The 16,191-nt window shown below is 60.9% G+C and carries 14 protein-coding genes; 6 read left to right on the forward strand and 8 right to left on the reverse strand.

The annotated features are described in order from the left end of the window. Position 1 precedes the first annotated feature (1 nt). Positions 2-1,333, forward strand: coding sequence for a type II toxin-antitoxin system HipA family toxin (locus ACQKRQ_RS35745; protein WP_427482302.1), 1,332 nt, complete (start codon positions 2-4; stop codon positions 1,331-1,333). A 209-nt stretch (positions 1,334-1,542) separates the two neighbouring features. Here ACQKRQ_RS35745 and ACQKRQ_RS35750 read toward each other — a convergent pair whose 3' ends face one another. Then, positions 1,543-2,115 (reverse strand): cupin domain-containing protein, encoded by a 573-nt coding sequence (locus tag ACQKRQ_RS35750; RefSeq protein WP_427482304.1) that lies wholly within the window; start codon positions 2,113-2,115, stop codon positions 1,543-1,545. A 610-nt stretch (positions 2,116-2,725) separates the two neighbouring features. Here ACQKRQ_RS35750 and ACQKRQ_RS35755 point away from each other — a divergent pair. Next, the gene (locus ACQKRQ_RS35755) at positions 2,726-3,676 is read left to right on the forward strand and encodes an oxidoreductase (protein ID WP_427482306.1); all 951 of its coding nucleotides are present in this window, start codon (positions 2,726-2,728) and stop codon (positions 3,674-3,676) included. A gap of 310 nt (positions 3,677-3,986) precedes the next feature. After that, entirely contained in the window at positions 3,987-4,409 is a 423-nt protein-coding gene (locus tag ACQKRQ_RS35760) for a hypothetical protein (RefSeq protein WP_408254028.1), read from the forward strand. A gap of 197 nt (positions 4,410-4,606) precedes the next feature. Here the strand turns inward: ACQKRQ_RS35760 and ACQKRQ_RS35765 are convergent, their stop codons facing one another. From ACQKRQ_RS35765 to ACQKRQ_RS35775, 3 genes are all read right to left on the reverse strand, one after another. Beyond that, the gene (locus tag ACQKRQ_RS35765) at positions 4,607-5,542 is read right to left on the reverse strand and encodes an SMP-30/gluconolactonase/LRE family protein (protein ID WP_132379868.1); all 936 of its coding nucleotides are present in this window, start codon (positions 5,540-5,542) and stop codon (positions 4,607-4,609) included. A gap of 16 nt (positions 5,543-5,558) precedes the next feature. Continuing rightward, positions 5,559-6,413, reverse strand: coding sequence for an SDR family NAD(P)-dependent oxidoreductase (locus ACQKRQ_RS35770; protein ID WP_427482309.1), 855 nt, complete (start codon positions 6,411-6,413; stop codon positions 5,559-5,561). 177 nt (positions 6,414-6,590) lie between these two features. After that, positions 6,591-7,505, reverse strand: a complete 915-nt coding sequence (locus ACQKRQ_RS35775; RefSeq protein ID WP_408288432.1) for a LysR family transcriptional regulator — start codon at positions 7,503-7,505, stop codon at positions 6,591-6,593. Between the two features lie 201 nt (positions 7,506-7,706). Here ACQKRQ_RS35775 and ACQKRQ_RS35780 point away from each other — a divergent pair, with 201 nt between their 5' ends. Together ACQKRQ_RS35780 and ACQKRQ_RS35785 are read left to right on the forward strand one after the other, a co-directional pair. Then, positions 7,707-8,762, forward strand: a complete 1,056-nt coding sequence (locus ACQKRQ_RS35780; protein WP_427482311.1) for an aldo/keto reductase — start codon at positions 7,707-7,709, stop codon at positions 8,760-8,762. Positions 8,763-8,784: 22 nt separating this feature from the next. Further along, complete coding sequence (locus tag ACQKRQ_RS35785) at positions 8,785-9,087, forward strand: hypothetical protein (RefSeq protein ID WP_408288430.1); 303 nt, start codon at positions 8,785-8,787, stop codon at positions 9,085-9,087. A gap of 80 nt (positions 9,088-9,167) precedes the next feature. Here the strand turns inward: ACQKRQ_RS35785 and ACQKRQ_RS35790 are convergent, their stop codons facing one another. The 3 genes from ACQKRQ_RS35790 to ACQKRQ_RS35800 all read right to left on the reverse strand — a co-directional run bounded on the left by ACQKRQ_RS35790 (position 9,168) and on the right by ACQKRQ_RS35800 (position 13,532). Next, a complete protein-coding gene (locus ACQKRQ_RS35790; protein WP_427482312.1) occupies positions 9,168-10,709 on the reverse strand; it encodes a UxaA family hydrolase in 1,542 nt (513 codons plus the stop codon). Between the two features lie 194 nt (positions 10,710-10,903). Next, complete coding sequence (locus tag ACQKRQ_RS35795; RefSeq protein ID WP_132379856.1) at positions 10,904-12,241, reverse strand: MFS transporter; 1,338 nt, start codon at positions 12,239-12,241, stop codon at positions 10,904-10,906. Between the two features lie 70 nt (positions 12,242-12,311). Continuing rightward, entirely contained in the window at positions 12,312-13,532 is a 1,221-nt protein-coding gene (locus ACQKRQ_RS35800) for a fumarylacetoacetate hydrolase family protein (protein ID WP_427482314.1), read from the reverse strand. A 171-nt stretch (positions 13,533-13,703) separates the two neighbouring features. Between ACQKRQ_RS35800 and ACQKRQ_RS35805 the strand changes: the two genes are divergently transcribed. After that, positions 13,704-14,693, forward strand: coding sequence for a LysR family transcriptional regulator (locus ACQKRQ_RS35805; protein WP_427482331.1), 990 nt, complete (start codon positions 13,704-13,706; stop codon positions 14,691-14,693). Positions 14,694-14,728: 35 nt separating this feature from the next. Here the strand turns inward: ACQKRQ_RS35805 and bamA are convergent. Beyond that, positions 14,729-16,191, reverse strand: a 1,463-nt coding sequence (gene bamA / locus ACQKRQ_RS35810) for an outer membrane protein assembly factor BamA (RefSeq protein ID WP_427482316.1), incomplete at its 5' end; no start/stop codon positions are given.

Genomic DNA, 16,191 nt, shown 5'->3' on the forward strand with positions numbered 1-16,191 from the left:
AATGGGCCGCCGCTCGCACGCCAAAAGCCTCAACCTCTGGATGAACGGGTTGCCAGTCGGTACCTGGGAGACCACGCGGGACGGAGAGAAGCTGACCTACTTCGAAGCCTGGATAGAAGACGAACAGGGACGTCCACTATCGCTCTCGCTGCCTTTTACGGCCGGCAATCAGCCCTATCGGGGCAAGGTGGTCTCGGACTATTTCGATAACCTGCTGCCTGATAGCAGGGCTATCCGCGAGCGCATCGCAGGGCGCTACAAAACTGGCGGCACGTCGCCGTTCGAGTTGCTGGCCAAGCTTGGACGAGACTGCGTAGGCGCTACCCAGATGCTGCCTCCAGACGAAACCCCGGTGAATCTTGAGCAGATCAATGGGCGCCCCCTCAACGAGGCGGAAATCGCGCGGCTACTGCGGGAAACAACGGCCCCGCCCGTATTGGGCCAGCATGAACCCATCGATGACCTGCGCCTGTCCATTGCCGGCGCGCAGGAAAAGACTGCGCTTCTGTGGCACGACGACCAGTGGGCCATCCCGGAAGGCAGTACCCCGACCACGCATATCCTGAAGCTGCCTCTTGGACTGGTCGGAAACATGCGCGCCGACATGCGCACGTCGGTGGAAAACGAGTGGCTGTGCTCGAAAATCGTCGCAGCGTATGGTTTGCCGATCGCCAGTTGCGACATCGCCACCTTCGAGGACCAGAAAGTGCTCGTCGTCGAGCGATTCGATCGCAGGTACGCGAGCGACGGTTCATGGATCCTGCGGCTTCCCCAAGAAGATATGTGCCAGGCGACAGGGACGTCCGCCGCCGACAAATATGAGTCAGATGGCGGGCCCGGAATCCAGAAGATCATGGAAGTCCTGGCCGGTTCAGAACGGTCCGCCATCGATAAGCGCCATTTCTTCATGACGCAGATCGTGTTCTGGATGCTCGCCGCCACCGACGGGCACGCGAAGAATTTCAGCATCGCACACCTGAAGTCCAACCGCTATGAGGCCACGCCGATCTATGACGTTCTCTCCGCGCACCCGATCATTGGCAATGGACCGAACCTGCTTTCTGCGCGTCGGGTGAAACTGGCAATGGCGGTACGTGGCAACAACGCCCACTATCTGATCAATGATATCCGTCGACGCCACTGGATTGCGCAGGGGCAACGAGTCACGCTGGCTCCGGCCGACGTCGAGGAGATGATCACCACCCTAACGGACATGACGGAGGATGTCGTCGCGGAGGTTGAGGCGCTGTTACCGGCCGCGTTTCCAACCGATGTGTCGGACAGGATCTTCGAGGGCCTGCGACAACAGAGCGCGAAGCTCGCCGCCCAGTAGACCGGTTGAAGGCAGCGGATCCGTCGCCGCTATTGCAATCAAGCGAGACCAACTGACGACTTCTTCCACCGCCGCGACAAGGTAGCGCGTACCGGCGCTAGCCAGTCTGCAACGTCGGCGGATTCTTCTCGAACAGGTAGCCCGGGTGGCTCGTCCTCACCGAAATCATGAGCCGACAGCAGCGTATCGCCACTGGTCTGGTCGGCGATCTAAAACAGTCTGGGTGTACCGGCCCAGACAACGACCGACTCGATGTGGGCGGTATTTACCCAGCTATGCGGCACCGTCGATTCGTAATGCGCGCTATCTCCCGCGCGCAATTCAAATGTCTTGCCCTCCAGCGTCAGCGATACCTGACCGGCGATCACGTACATGAACTCCTCGCCAGCATGCGTTGTCACTTCGGAACGCTCTTGCCCGGGCGGCATCCTCACGAGAATGGCCTCGAGATGACGGCCTCCGGTCAGGTTCGTGAGTCTGGCAAACAGGTTCGCCGAATCCGCAAAGCCAAAAAACGTCAACTGCTCCGCGCGGCACACCGAACGTTCTTCACTGGGCGTGTCGAGGAAATACTGCACCGTCACTCCGAGTGATCTAGCGATACCCGCCAGCGATGTAAGGGAGGGGCTTGCCAGGCCTCGTTCGACTTGCGACAGGAACGGCTTCGAAATGCCAGCCGCAGTGGCCGTATCATCGAGCGTGCGCTTTAGCCGCTGCCGCAGCCCGCGTATCTTGCTACCCAGCGCAAGAGGTGAATCGCTATTGTCAGTTTTAGTGAGCATGGCACGCCAGAATTAGCCGCTCTTGGCGGGTGTAACAACTTAACAGTGCTACCGATGCGCTCGGCAAGACGAGCGATGTCGCACCCTCGCGTCTGTCGCGGGTGCCTGCGAGCGACGATGTCCGGGCGCTGACCGACTACATCAGCAGCGAACAACAACTCAACCGTGGGCCACCCATGGAATAATGCGCCGCCCTCTCTCCCGCTGTTGCTCGGTCCTCGGAATGGCCAACATCGTTTAGCCGACTGTAATCCGCTCGGCCTTTTTCATTTGAGTCGGTTCTTCAGCGGAGCCCCGCATCGGCTCAGTCAATCAGCGGCTATTCTGATCAATTGTTATTGTCAGGCTTGACGTTGCGTCGCACTTTGCAAAAATTTTTTGCGCCAAATCCTTGATTCAACTTCCGAGCGGCATGCTGTAGGAAAACGAAAGGTTGTTCACATCCAATCACATTGACCTCCACGCCTTCTCATGCGCGAACTGGAATCCCCCGAATGCAGCACGCAACACGGATGATCAGCATCGCGGCAACTGCCTACCCGATAGCGACACCCCAAGCTTACTAATGGTAGTCTCGAAGTCGACTACCATCATGCCGAGCCGGAGCAATATGAATAAACAGTGGACCGTGACAGATATTCCGCCGCAGATCGGCAAGCGAGTTCTCATCACCGGTGCGAACAGCGGTATTGGCTACCATGCTGCATTGGCTCTGGCGCGCAAAGGCGCGCAAGTCATACTTGCGTGCCGCGATAAACAACGCGGAGAAGAGGCCTTAGCCCGTCTGAACGCCGCCGCACCCGACGCTCGTGCTGAACTGGCGATTCTCGATCTCGCATCCCTCGCGTCCGTAGGACAGTTCGCACAGAGGGAGCTCGCCGGGCAACGCCCCATTCACATTCTGGTCAACAACGCTGGCGTCATGGCGCCACCGAAACGGCGCGAAACTGCCGACGGCTTCGAACTGCAGTTTGGCACCAACGTACTCGGCCATTTCGCGTTGACTGCGCTCCTTATGCCCGCTCTCGAACTAGCGGCGACTGGATCGCCTGAGCGACCTCGCATCGTCACGATTGCTTCCATCGCGCACAAGCTAGGACAGATCGATTTCAACGACCTCCAATCCACAAAGACGTATTCGCCGATGCAATCCTATCGGCAGTCAAAGCTCGCGGATCTGATGTTTGCGTTCGAGCTCGACCGGCGTTTGCGCGCTGCCAACTCCCGTGTCATGTCGGTTGCCGCTCACCCCGGCGTCGCAAACACCAATCTGTTTCGCGGCGGTGATCGCTCCGCGATTTCAATAGCTGCCCGCGAGCTCCTTAGTCATTTCATCGGTGCCGCGCTGAACACCGATTACGCAGGCGCGCTGCCGACCCTTTACGCCGCTACTTCGCGTGACGTCAGTGACGGTGGCTACTATGGTCCACAAGGGTTTCTGGAGGCACGTGGAAGCAGGATCGGCGAGGCGAGTGTCGCCAGACAGGCAAAGGACACTTCGAACGCCGGCCGTTTGTGGCAGGTTTGCGAGGAGCTCACTCAGGTACGCTTGCGCCCATAGTGCGGGCCGGCTAAACCCTGAAGCGAGGATCAGGAACGGACGCCTCACGCGGATGGTCGCGGATCGGGCGAACATCAACACGGGTTAGGCAGGTGCGCGGACCGATAACGGATAGACGCGCTGCGGCAGCCCTGGTCGCGAGTTTTCGTGGCGCTGATTACCCCGCCTATACCTCTGTATAGGTAAGTTACGCTAACGCGGCATCGGCATATCCCACCGTAGAGTAGATTCGTGCTCCGGTAAAACCTACTCTTCTCTCATTCCGACAGGACCGGCGAGCGCGCAAGCTCGCGTGCGGCAGGAGAACCGAATGACTCTCGAATTTTTAAGCCATCAAGTCATTTTCGACCAGGCGGTCCAGCATCTGTTCCAGCAGCGCGAAGCAGCGCTCCTGCCGCGCGGCGGCGGCGCATATCGCGGTTACTGCGGCGGCTGTCCAATCGGCAACTTCATCAAGCCACGCGACTACCTGACAGTGATGGAAGGTGTTCCCATTCACTATGTCAGCAGGAAAAAGCATGAAGTGCCCGCCTATATGGATGTGGGTGTCGCTGCGCTGAGAAGAGCGCTACTGCGTTCGAAGATCAACGTATACGACCCGCAGACGGTCAGCCTGCTGAGCTGCCTGCAAAACGTACATGACGTCTTCGGCGTCTGGGAATGGGGCGACAGGCTGCAATCGATCGCGCATCAATTCGGCCTCAACGCAGACCAACTGACGAACGCTGCGTAAGGACGGCCCGGGCTCGAGCACACGGCGTGCAGTGCCGCTATGATTGCGACTGCAGTTCCTTGCCAACCGACTGGAGTACGTTATGCAGGGAGTTCAGCGAGCGCCAGCGCACTTCCTGAACCCGCATAATCCGCATCATGACCGGCCGGTGTGCGGTGACGCCGCCGACCGGGCGCGGATGTAATCCACCGACGAGCTCAGGTTGCAACCGCCGCAGTCGTATCCACGTATAGCGCGTACAGTGACTGCCCGGCTGCCATGAACAGCCGGTTGTGCGCCGCGCCGCCGAAGCAGACGTTCGCGCAGCGTTCGGGCAAAGCAATGCGCCCAATCGCGTTGCCGTCCGGCGCGAATACCATCACACCGTTCAGTCCCGGTCCGGTGCCCCAACCGGCCCATAGGTTACCGTCCATGTCGCAACGGAAACCGTCTGGCGCGCCGTTCTCGCCCGCATCGACGAATACGCGTCCGCGCACGAGGCGCCGACCGTCCTCGACATCGTACACACGGATACGCCGCGGCTTCGAGCCCGATTCGACGATGTAGAGGCGGCGTTCGTCGGGCGAGAAGCAGATGCCGTTCGGATTGACGATGTCGTCGGCGACCACCTCCGCCCGGCCGGTAGCCGGGTCGAGGCGATAGACGTTGGTCGGCAACTCGGGCTCACCTTTGACACCCTCGTAGTTGTTGGAGATGCCGAACGGCGGATCCGTGAACCAGATGCTGTCGTCGCTCTTCACGACCACATCGTTCGGAGAGTTCAACCGCTTGCCGTCGAAGCGATCGAGCAACACGGTCAGCGTGCCGTTGTACTCGGTGCGCGTCACGCGCCGGTTGCCGTGCTCGCAGGTGATGAGCCGCCCCTGGCGGTCCCGTGTATTGCCGTTCGCGTACCCCGAAGCCCTGCGAAATACCGACGTCGCGCCAGATTCCTCGTCCCACCGCATAATGCGGTTGTTCGGAATATCGCTCCACAGCAGGAAGCGGCCGTCGCCGAACCACACCGGTCCTTCGCCGAAGCGCATGCCAGTCGCAAGCCGCTCGACCGCCGCGTTCGTGATCCGATATTTCAGGAAGCGCGGATCGAGCACTTCCACCGCGGGATCAGGATAAGTTTCACTTTGTTGCCACATAGTGCCGGCTCTTGAGTCAACGGGGCTGCTTGATGAACGCTTCGAATGCCGTAGCGTAGTCCGGATGCCAGCGCGACAACGCGGGCCGGTTCTCGACGATATCGCCTGCGGCCCATAGGATGCGCAGTTCATCGAGTGAACGCGGCACGTCGTTGTCGGGACACAGTATGTAGAAGTCGCCGGCGTCGAGACGCTCGAACATGAAATCGACGGTCTGCTCGGGCGTCCATGCGGCGACGGGCTTTTCCACGCGGCCGTTGCGTGTCAGTTCCGTGAACACGAAGCCGGGAATCAACAGATGAGCGCTAATCCTGCAGTCGGCGGTGTTGCGCAGTTCGTGCTGCAGCGCTTCGGTGAACGCTTTCAGACCGGCCTTCGCAACGTTGTAGGCGGGGTCGCCCGGCGGCGTCGTGATGCCTTGCTTCGAACCAGTGTTGATCACAAGCCCCGGACGACCGCGCTTGATCATGTCCGGCACGAAAATCTGCGTACCGTGGATCACGCCCCACAGGTTGACACCCAGCACGCGCTCCCAGTTCCCAGTCGGACCGAACATCCCGCTGCCGGGCTGAATGCCGGCATTGTTCATCAACACATCTGTTCCGCCGAAGCGTTCGACGACGGTTGCGTGCAGGCGGCGAACATCGTCGGCGACGCTGACGTCGGTCTCGACCGCAAAGACGTCTTGTGTGCCGCTTGGGGTCAGCGCGGCGATTTCCTCCACCGCCTGCGCGACGCGGTCGGCGCCGAGGTCGGCGATGCAGACGCGCAACCCAAGCTGCGCAAAGCGTTTGGCAGCAGCCAGGCCGATGCCGGCGGCGCCACCGGTGATCACGGCAACGGCGCCGGGGGTCAGGGCAGAATGAGTCATGAGAATCCTCGTTGATGCCGGAATCGCGGCGCCTACAAGCGACTTACGATCCCGATCCGTTGGAACAGTGAGTCGGCGATCCTAGCATGACCATTTCTTTCGTGACCGGCCGGGCTCCCAATGACGAGCGGTCCTAAGCATGTTGCGCTATTGCCGCGCGAAGCGGCGAGTCGAGCGTCAGGCTATCATCGCGGGCAATTTGAGCAAGTCCAGGAAAGCACGGGCGACGGGTATGAGCGGTTCTCCCGCGCTGCCCTTAAAAACCGCCGCAAGTTCCCAGCAGGGTTCCTCGGTCTCACGCAGGCTCGCCATCGCAACCGGCGCGCCGCGCGTGTCGCTGCCCCTCGCGGCGGCCACGGATTCGGGCACCATGCTGATTGCAAGCCCCTGTGCGGCCAGTTCAAGCAGCATCGGCATGTCGTTGACCTCGAAGCTGGTCCGGCGCTGCAGCCCTGCCGCCGCAAAGCTTCGATCGACGAGCCGCCGCACACTCCACTCCGGGCGCAGATCGGCGAATGTTTCGTCGACGAGATCGGCCAGCTCCAGCCCGCTGGCGCCCGCAAGTCGATGATACGTCGCGCAGACGACAACCATTCCTTCGCATGCGAACATGTGCGATCCGAGATCGTCGAGCGGCGTATCCGGCGGCTGCGTGAACGCGAGGTCGAGGCGCCCTTCCCTCACATCGTCGATCAACGCACGCGAGCCGTCCAGTGTCAATTCGATATCGATCCCACCGAACGCGGCCCGAAACTGTCCTAGAGAAGCCGGCAAGTCGACGAAAGGCGCGAGACCATGAATCGCACCGATACTCAGCCGCCCGCGTGCGAGCCCATGAACCTGCGTGACGGCGTGCCGCGCGTCGCGCGCGGCAGCCAGTACCCGCTGCGCCTCTGCGAACAGCACTTCGCCGGCAGGCGTCAAGGCGACTCGCCTCGTGCTGCGATTGAATAACGGTCCGCCCAGGTCTTCTTCCAGCGAGCGGATCGACGCAGACAATCCGGACTGCACAAGGTTGAGGCGCCGCGCCGCGCGCGTGAAATGTCGCTCTTCCGCGACCGCCACGAAATGTTCGAGTTGCTTCAAATCCACGTTGGCACTCTTTCTGCAGAGACGATTAATCACGGAAACCGCTTAATTGGATCACATCTTTCTATTGGAATGGTAATTCAATCTCCGTTATCGTCGCATGTCTGGACACGTGAAACGCCGCGCACGGAATGCGGGCGCAGTGAGACTTACGACCGCACGCCAGTTGCAAATCCTCACAGCATATAGGGAGATTGCTTCATCATGGACTACCGTCAACTTGGCCGTTCGGGCCTCAAGGTGTCGACCGTCACGCTGGGCACCATGACGATGGGCGGCAAAGGCAAATTCGCCAGCGTCGGCGAGGTCGGCCTCGACGATGCGCGCCGGCAGATCGACATGTGCATCGACGCGGGCGTCAACCTGATCGATACCGCGGACGTCTATTCGAACGGTGCGTCGGAGGAAATCGTCGGCCAGGCGCTCGGCGGCAAGCGCAAAGGCGGCGTGCTGATTGCGACGAAAGCCCGCTTTCCCATGGGTGACGGCCCGAACGACCGGGGTCTGTCGCGGCATCATTTGATAGAAGCCTGCGAGGCGAGCCTGCGCCGTCTCAAGACCGATGTAATCGACCTCTACCAGGTGCACGAATGGGACGGACTCACGCCGCTCGAAGAAACGCTTGAAGCGCTCGACCTGCTTGTCCGGCATGGCAAGGTCCGGTATGTCGGCTGCTCGAACTACTCGGGCTGGCACCTGATGAAGGCGTTGCATGTGAGCGAATGCGATCGCCTGCCGCGCTTCGTGAGTCAGCAGATTCATTACACGCTCGAAGCACGCGAAGCGGAATACGAACTCGCGCCGATCGCACTCGATCAAGGCCTGGGCATTCTCGTCTGGAGCCCGCTCGCAGGCGGCCTGCTGTCGGGTAAGCACCGCCGCGACGCGACGCCCGAGGGCACGCGTCAGCTCGCCGGCTGGACGGAGCCGCCGATCCGCGACGCCGAACGACTGTGGTCGATCGTCGATACGCTTGTTGAAATCGCCGGCGAGCAGAATGTCTCGGCTGCGCAGGTCGCGCTCGCATGGACGCTCGGGCGCCCCGCCGTCACGTCGGTCATCATCGGCGGACGCAACGAGAAGCAGTTGCTCGACAACCTCGGCGCGGCCAACCTCAGACTGAGCGCCGAACAGCGCGAGCGGCTCGACAAGGTGAGCGCGCCGCCCCTGCTCTATCCGTACTGGCATCAGGTGCAGACCGCGCACGATCGTCTTTCAGTTGCGGACCTGTCGCTGTTGGAGCCCCATCTCAAGGCGTAGACGCGCATCCATTCCCCATCTCATGGCGATGGTCGGCATGCTGGCGGGAGGCTGCCTCAGTGACAGCCTCCTGAAAAAGGGTAAATCGGTAACGGTCGCGCGCAAGTTGCCGGTGATCGTCGGCCTCGTGTTGACCGCCACGATCGTTCGGCAATCTGTCCGGTATTACTACGCCCGTCGTTTTCGGCATGATCCTGCAGCGCACGCACAACTTCCACTATGCGATGTGATACATCTCGATCGTCGCCGTTCTGGGCATCCTTTCGTAAATCTTCCTCGTCGGCAAAATCGAAATGATCGTGCCGCCGAAGAAGCGGGCACCTAACGCGTACGGGGTTACGCAGTCGAGCTAGGCTCAAACAGGCTGGCTTACGCTAGCCGCGCCAAAGAAACGCAAACGCCGCCTTATGTGATGGCGCCAATCTGCCAGGGCACGAATTCATTCTGGCCGTATCCGTGAATCTCGCTTTTCGACGCCTGGCCCGACGCGGTCGCAAGCATGAGTTGGAAGATCTCCTCACCGAGTTCTTCGACCGTTCGTTCGCCGTCGAGGATCGACCCGCAATTCAGGTCGATGTCCTCTTCCTGGCGTTGCCACAAAGCGGTGTTGGTACCCAGTTTCAACGAGGGCGACGGCGCGCAACCATAGGCGGAGCCGCGGCCGGTCGTAAAGCAGATCAGGTTTGCGCCGCCCGCGACCTGCCCGGTCGCCGAAACCGGATCGTAGCCCGGTGTATCCATGAAAACGAGACCCTGGGCACGCACCAGTTCGGCGTACCGGTACACGTCGACGAGATTGGTCGTGCCGCCTTTCGCTACGGCGCCAAGCGACTTTTCGAGAATCGTTGTCAGCCCACCGGCCTTGTTCCCGGCCGATGGATTGTTGTTCAGATCGGCATTCATGCGCGCGCAGTATGCTTCCCACCAGTGGATCCGTTCGATGAGCTTTTCGCCGACTTCACGTGACACGGCCCGGCGCGTCAATAGATGTTCGGCGCCGTAGACCTCGGGGGTTTCGGAGAGAATCGCCGTTCCACCGTGCGAGACCAGGCGATCGACTGCCGCGCCGAGTGCCGGATTTGCGGTAATGCCGGAGTAGCCGTCTGAGCCGCCGCATTGCAAGCCGATTACGAGGTGCTTGGCATCCACGGGCTCGCGCCGTACCTTGTTCGCTTCCCCGAGCATCGCCTTGACCTGTTCGATGCCCGCCGCCACCGTGCGCGCCGTGCCACCGGTCGCCTGAATGGTCATCGTCTTCAGCGCCGCGCCGGACGTAAGACCCTGGCTTTGCATAAGCCCATCGATCTGATTGGTTTCGCAGCCCAACCCGACTATCAGCACGCCGGCGAAATTAGGATGCCGTGCATAACCACCGAGCGTGCGCCGGATCATTTCCAGCGCTTCGCCTTCGGAATCGATCGCGCAGCCCTGAGCGTGCGTCAGCGCGATCACGCCATCAACGTTTGGATAGTCCGCAAGCGCTTGCGGATGAATATCGCGACGAAAGTAATCTGCGATGGCGCGCGCCGCCGTTGCGGAGCAATTGACCGATGTCAGAATGCCGATGTAGTTACGCGTTGCGATACGTCCGTCGTCGCGTACGATGCCCATGAACCGCGCCGCCGCTGCGACCGTCGACGCCGGCTTCGCATCTGTGCCGAACGCGTAGTCCCGATCGAAATCGCCCATCGCAAGGTTGTGCGTATGGACATGCTCCCCGGCATCGATGGCACGTGTCGCAAAGCCGATGATCTGGCCGTAGCGCCGCACTGGCGCGCCCGTTTCGATAGCGTGGACGGCAAGCTTATGACCCGCCGGGATCAACCCACGTACAGCAAGACTACCGTGGATGCGCATGCCCGCGACAAGCTGGTGCCGCGCGATGACGACATCGTCATCTGGATGCAGTTGCACGATTGGCTCTACGGTTGCCGAAGGATCGGCCATTGTGTTTTCCGCATTGAATATCATGACGTGGCCTCCTCGCTCTGCGCTGCACGCAATGCCTCGCCTGTTACGGCATCAAGGCCGACGAGCGTATTGATCGATGCGCAAGCGCCGCATCGTCCGCCGATGAAATGATGTCCGAGAATGCTCATGTGAATTTCCGGTTAAATCGCGTGCAGCGTATCTGCATGTGTCTAGCGAAGCGTCGCTTCGGCCGAGCCAATCGGCGCTTCGGCTACGCGGCGTGACTGCAAGCCGATGCTCATAAGCAGGAACACGCCGACGACGCCTGCAAACGCCAGGGTGAACATGCCCGCACGAGGGCTATGAAAGAGCGTCTCCACTGCCGTCTTTAATGTGGGCGCGATGAAGCCGCCGAGATTGCCGAGCGCGCCGATCATTGCAATACCGCTCGCTGCCGCGGTACCGCTCAGGTAGGCCGTCGGCAAGGTCCAGAAGAGCGGCTGGACGACTACGAAGCCGACCGTCGCGATACAGAATGCGACGAGCACGGGTCCGATGTGATTGCCGAGGGTAGACAGTGCTATTCCTGCCGCGGCCGCTGCCAGCATGGCGATGGCGAGTTGCCGGTGCTTCCCGCTCGCGTCCGCGTAGCCGGTGATAAAGCGCAGTGCGATGAGTGCGCACAGCCAGGGAATGGCGGTCAGCAAGCCGACCTTCGAGCCGATGGCGGTACCGGTCAGCTCCGAAATCCGCGTCGGCAGATAGAAGATGACGCCATACACGCTCACCTGAATGGCGAAATAAATCGATACAAAGCGAAGCACGTTCCAGTTGCGCAGCGCGGTCAGCGCAGTAGCCGGCCCATGCGCGACCTTGTGCCGGTCTTCCGCTGCAATGGCGTTTTCCAGGGCGTCTTTTTCGGCCGACGTCAGCCACTTCGCGTGGCGCGGTTTGCTCACCAGATAGAAGAACGCGACGATGCCAACAGCCGACGCAGCGAGACCTTCGATGAGAAACATCCATTGCCAGTTGTGCAGCCCGAGGCGGCCACCCATGACCTCCATCAGATAACCTGACAGCGGGCTGCCCAGCACGAGCGCCACTGGCAAGCCAAAGTAGTAGATGCCTAGCGCCTTGCCGCGTTCACGTGCGGGGAACCAGTATGTGGAATAGAGAATGACGCCGGGCGAAAAACCTGCTTCGGCCACGCCCAGAATGAAGCGCAGCGCATAGAACGAGGCCTCGTTGTGCGCAAACATCATGGCCGCCGACGCAAGCCCCCAAGTGACCATGATCCGGCTCAACCAGAGCTTCGCACCCACCCGATGCAGCATCAGATTGCTCGGGATCTCGAACACCGCATAGCCGATGAAAAAGATCCCCGCCCCGAGCGCAAACGCCGCGTTGCCGATGTTCGAATCGACTTGAAGGGCCTGTTTGACAAACCCGACGTTCGAACGGTCAAGCATCGATAGCGCGAACATCAGCGCGAGGAAGGGCGCGAGCCGCAGGCGCGCCTTGCGCACCGCGCTTTCCAACGGGTCTTGCGTAACGTGTTGAGTCTGCATCTCGTCTATCTCCTTGAGGAAGCCGGGTATGCCGGTCTGTTATGGGGGGCTAGAGCCGGGTCATACGTGATCAGAGAGAGGCTGTGTCCAGTAGTCCTCGTGCAGCAAGGTTCGCCATCAGCGCGCGCACGCCGAAAGTCCACGGCTCGATGCGGTCGCTGTGGTTGACCCGGTTGACCAGCGTGCCGAGCTGCCGGCTCGAAATCTTCACGATATCGCCCAGCTTGTGTGTGAAGCCCGCGCCAGCGGCGTCGCGGTCTTCGATTGGTGCAAAAAGCGTCCCGAGGAACAGCAGCGCGCCATCGGGGTATTGATGGGTCGAACTGATCGTCTGCGAAACGAGATCGAGCGGGTCGCGCGTGATCTGGTCCATCGAACTCGTGCCTCGCAAGACAAAACCGTCGCTGCCTTCAACGCGCAAATCGACTGTCGCCCGGCGCACATCGTCGATCGAGAAAGTCTCGTCGAAAAGCCGCAGGAAGGGGCCAATCGCACACGAGCCATTGTTGTCCTTCGCCTTGCCAAGCAGGAGCGCGCTGCGTCCTTCGAAGTCGCGCAGATTGACGTCGTTGCCCAGCGTCGCGCCGAGCGCGCGGCCGCGGCTGTCGATCGACAGCACGATTTCCGGCTCCGGATTGTTCCAGACCGAATTCGGATGCAGCCCGATCTCCGTGCCTGTCCCCAAAGCCGCCAGCACTGGCGCTTTTGTGAAGACTTCCGCGTCAGGGCCGATTCCGACTTCAAGGTATTGGGACCATAGTCCCTGCTCGATCAGCAGCGCCTTCAATTCGCGCGCCTCGGCGGAGTCCGGTCGGATGCTGGTGAGACTATCGCCGACCAGAGACCTGATCTGCTCTCGCACGCGCACCGCGCCTTGCGGGTCGCCCTTTGCCTGCTCCTCGATCACTCGTTCAATCAGGCTCGCCGCAAAGGTCACCCCTGCTGCTTTGATGACCTGCAGATCGCAAGGCGCGAGCAGATGGACGCGCTCCGGATTGCGCGCGGTACCGCCCGTTGCATCGGCCGTATTGCCGATGATCGTCTCCAGCTTGCCGATCCAGCGGCCACTCGCGGCTCGCACCGTCGCGACCGGATCTTCCCGCTCCAGCAAGCTGCTGATGGTCGGTGCTGCGTCGGAAATGTCGAACACTCCGTCGGCGCGCAAGACGACTACGGCGGGACCTGCGGGCATTGAATTCGCGGCAGGTACCCAGGCGCGGCCGACAAGCGTGCCGGACAATCCGTCCGACGGAAGCGTGTCCGTTACGCTGAGTGAAAGCGGGGATGTCATGTCTGTCTCCACTGAAGTTTGTCTGGCGCGCGCGGCTTGCCGCCAGTTCGCGCGTTGATTCCGCGCGTTGATTCGCCCAGCAGCAACTTTAGGCAGCCGACCGATAAACATCCAATCTCTTATTCAGTACAATCGATTCCATCCGGTTATGAGTTCGTGCGTGTTTACCCCATGTCCAGACAATTTGCGGTGCGTACGTCGAGCGTCCTGGCAAGGCTGCGCTTCAGACATCTTCAACTGCTCGATGCCCTCGGACGCACGCACAACTTGCGCATCGCAGCCGAACAGATGCTTATCACCCAGCCCGCGGCGACAAAAATCCTGAGTGACATTGAATCGATGTTCGGGGCCCAGTTGTTCGAACGGCTACCACGGGAGATGCGCCCAACCGATCTCGGCGTATTGTCCGTGCGCTATGCGACCGCGGCGGTAGCCGATCTGGGCAAGTTCGTGAACGAGTTCAGCACCTTGAGCGATGGCGGCTACGGTCATCTCACCGTCGGCGCTATCTCGGCTTCGGCCGCTCAGGTGGTGACGACCGGCATCAGGGAGATTCGCCGGCAGCGGCCGCAACTGGTCATCAAACTGGTCGAGCAAAGCAGTGACCAACTGGCGGTCTGGCTCGAAGAAAGGAAGCTGGACGTGATGGTCGGCCGTCTGACGGAGCCGCGCCATCAAGTACTGTTCGACTTCGAGGTGCTGTCCGGGGAACCGGTCTGGGTGGTCGTCGGACAGCATCATCCGTTGTTGCAGCGGCGGCGGCTGGAGTTGGCCGATCTTGGCGCGTGGCCATGGATTCTCTATCCGCAAGCAACGGCTATCAGGCAGCTGTTCGACGAAACGTTCGCCGGCGCGGGCATTCCTGCGCCGGTGGGCATGGTGGAAACGCCTTCAATCTTTTCGACACTGGAACTGTTGCAGGCAACCGACATGATTTCGCTGCAGCCACGTGCCGCTGTCGAAAAATATGTAAGCAAGGGTCTGCTCGGACACCTGCCCATTCCCATCACCCGGACCATGACGAGCTACGGTATCGTCACGCGCAAGCACGAATTGCCGTCACAGCCCATGCAGGAATTCATCGCCATTCTACGTTCCGTGGCCGGACGTGTCGGCGATCGGGCGCTGCCAACGCGGGACGGATCGAGTGAGGCAACGTGACGATAGGGATCGGCGAGAGCGGTCCGACGATAGCTTTAGAACGATGTGCCTATCTGGAACTGGAATTTCTGATACTGATCGCCTGCGTGCTTGACGAGCGGAAAACCGAGGCTCAACTTGAGCGGACCGATCGGCGAGATCCAGGCGAGCCCCAGCCCATAACCGTAGCGCAATCCGTTCGCACCGATGCTACTGCCCTCGCTGCCCCATACATTGCCGCCGTCGAGGAAGGTAAAGACGCGCAACGTGCGGTCGTAGCCGGATCCCGGCAGTGGAACGGTCAGCTCGATATTGCCGACGACCATCTTGGAGCCACCGATGGGATCGTTCGTGGTCGCGTCGCGCGGGCCGAGCGAACTTGGTTCATATCCACGCACTGAATCGATACCGCCCGCATAGTAGTTCTTGAAGATCGGATAGGGCTTGCCGTTTAATCCATTGCCATAGCCGCCCTGAAAGTTCAGGCCAAGCACGAAGCCTCGCGCGAACGAATAATAGTATTGCGCCTGGAGGTCTGCCTTGTAGTACGGCGTATCACCCAGCGGCGTGCCGTATTCGGCATTGGCTTGCGTATAGTAGCCCCGGCTTGGGACAAGCGCGCTATCACGGTCGTCACGTGACCATCCCGCCGTCAACGGAACATTGTTGGAGACACGGCCGAATTGCGTGACGTAATCCTTATAGCTCTGAGGCGTATTGGCGTCGATATCCAGACGGTTCTGCTCGAACCCCAGCCCGAAGTACACCATGTCGGCCTCGGAGAAAGGCACGCCGAATTTGAGGTCTGCTCCTGCCGTGATAATTCGGAAGCTCGAGTCGGTCGAATAATACAAGGGCTCCGTCGTGCGGTAATAAACGTCGGTGATGCGCTTGATGCCGTCAATCGTGAAGTACGGATCGACCTGTGTGACCGTCAACGTACGGTTGGTAGTGGAGGTGTTCACATTCAGTGCGAGGCTCGTGCCCGAGCCGAACACGTTGTCCTGCGATACGCCCGCGGAGATAATGGGCCCCTCGCCCGAGCCATAGCCCAGGCCCAGCGAAATCGAGCCCGTGGGTTTTTCCGTCACCTTGACGTCGACGTCGACCTGGTCCGGCGTGCTTTCGACCGGCACCGTGGTCACGTCCACATCCGTGAAGTAGCCGAGACGGTTGATCCGGTCTTTCGACAGCGCGAGGCGGTTCGAATCGAACCACGAGCTTTCGAGCTGGCGCATTTCGCGGCGCACCACTTCGTCACGCGTACGCGTGTTGCCGACCACGTTGATGCGGCGCACGTAGACGCGGCGGCTCGGGTCGACTTGCAGCGTCAGGTCGACCTTGTGGTTGGCCTGATCGATCTGCGGCTGCGCATTGACGGTGGCAAACGCGTAGCCGTATTCGCCGAGCTTGTCGACGATCGACTTGGTGGTGGCTTGCAGCTTTTCAGCCGAGAAGCGGTCACCCGGTTTGATCTTGATGAGCTTGGCCAGCTCCGGCTCGCGGTCGAGCAGATTGC

This window comes from Paraburkholderia sp. NPDC080076, from assembly GCF_050281145.1.
Taxonomy (GTDB): Bacteria; Pseudomonadota; Gammaproteobacteria; order Burkholderiales; family Burkholderiaceae; genus Paraburkholderia.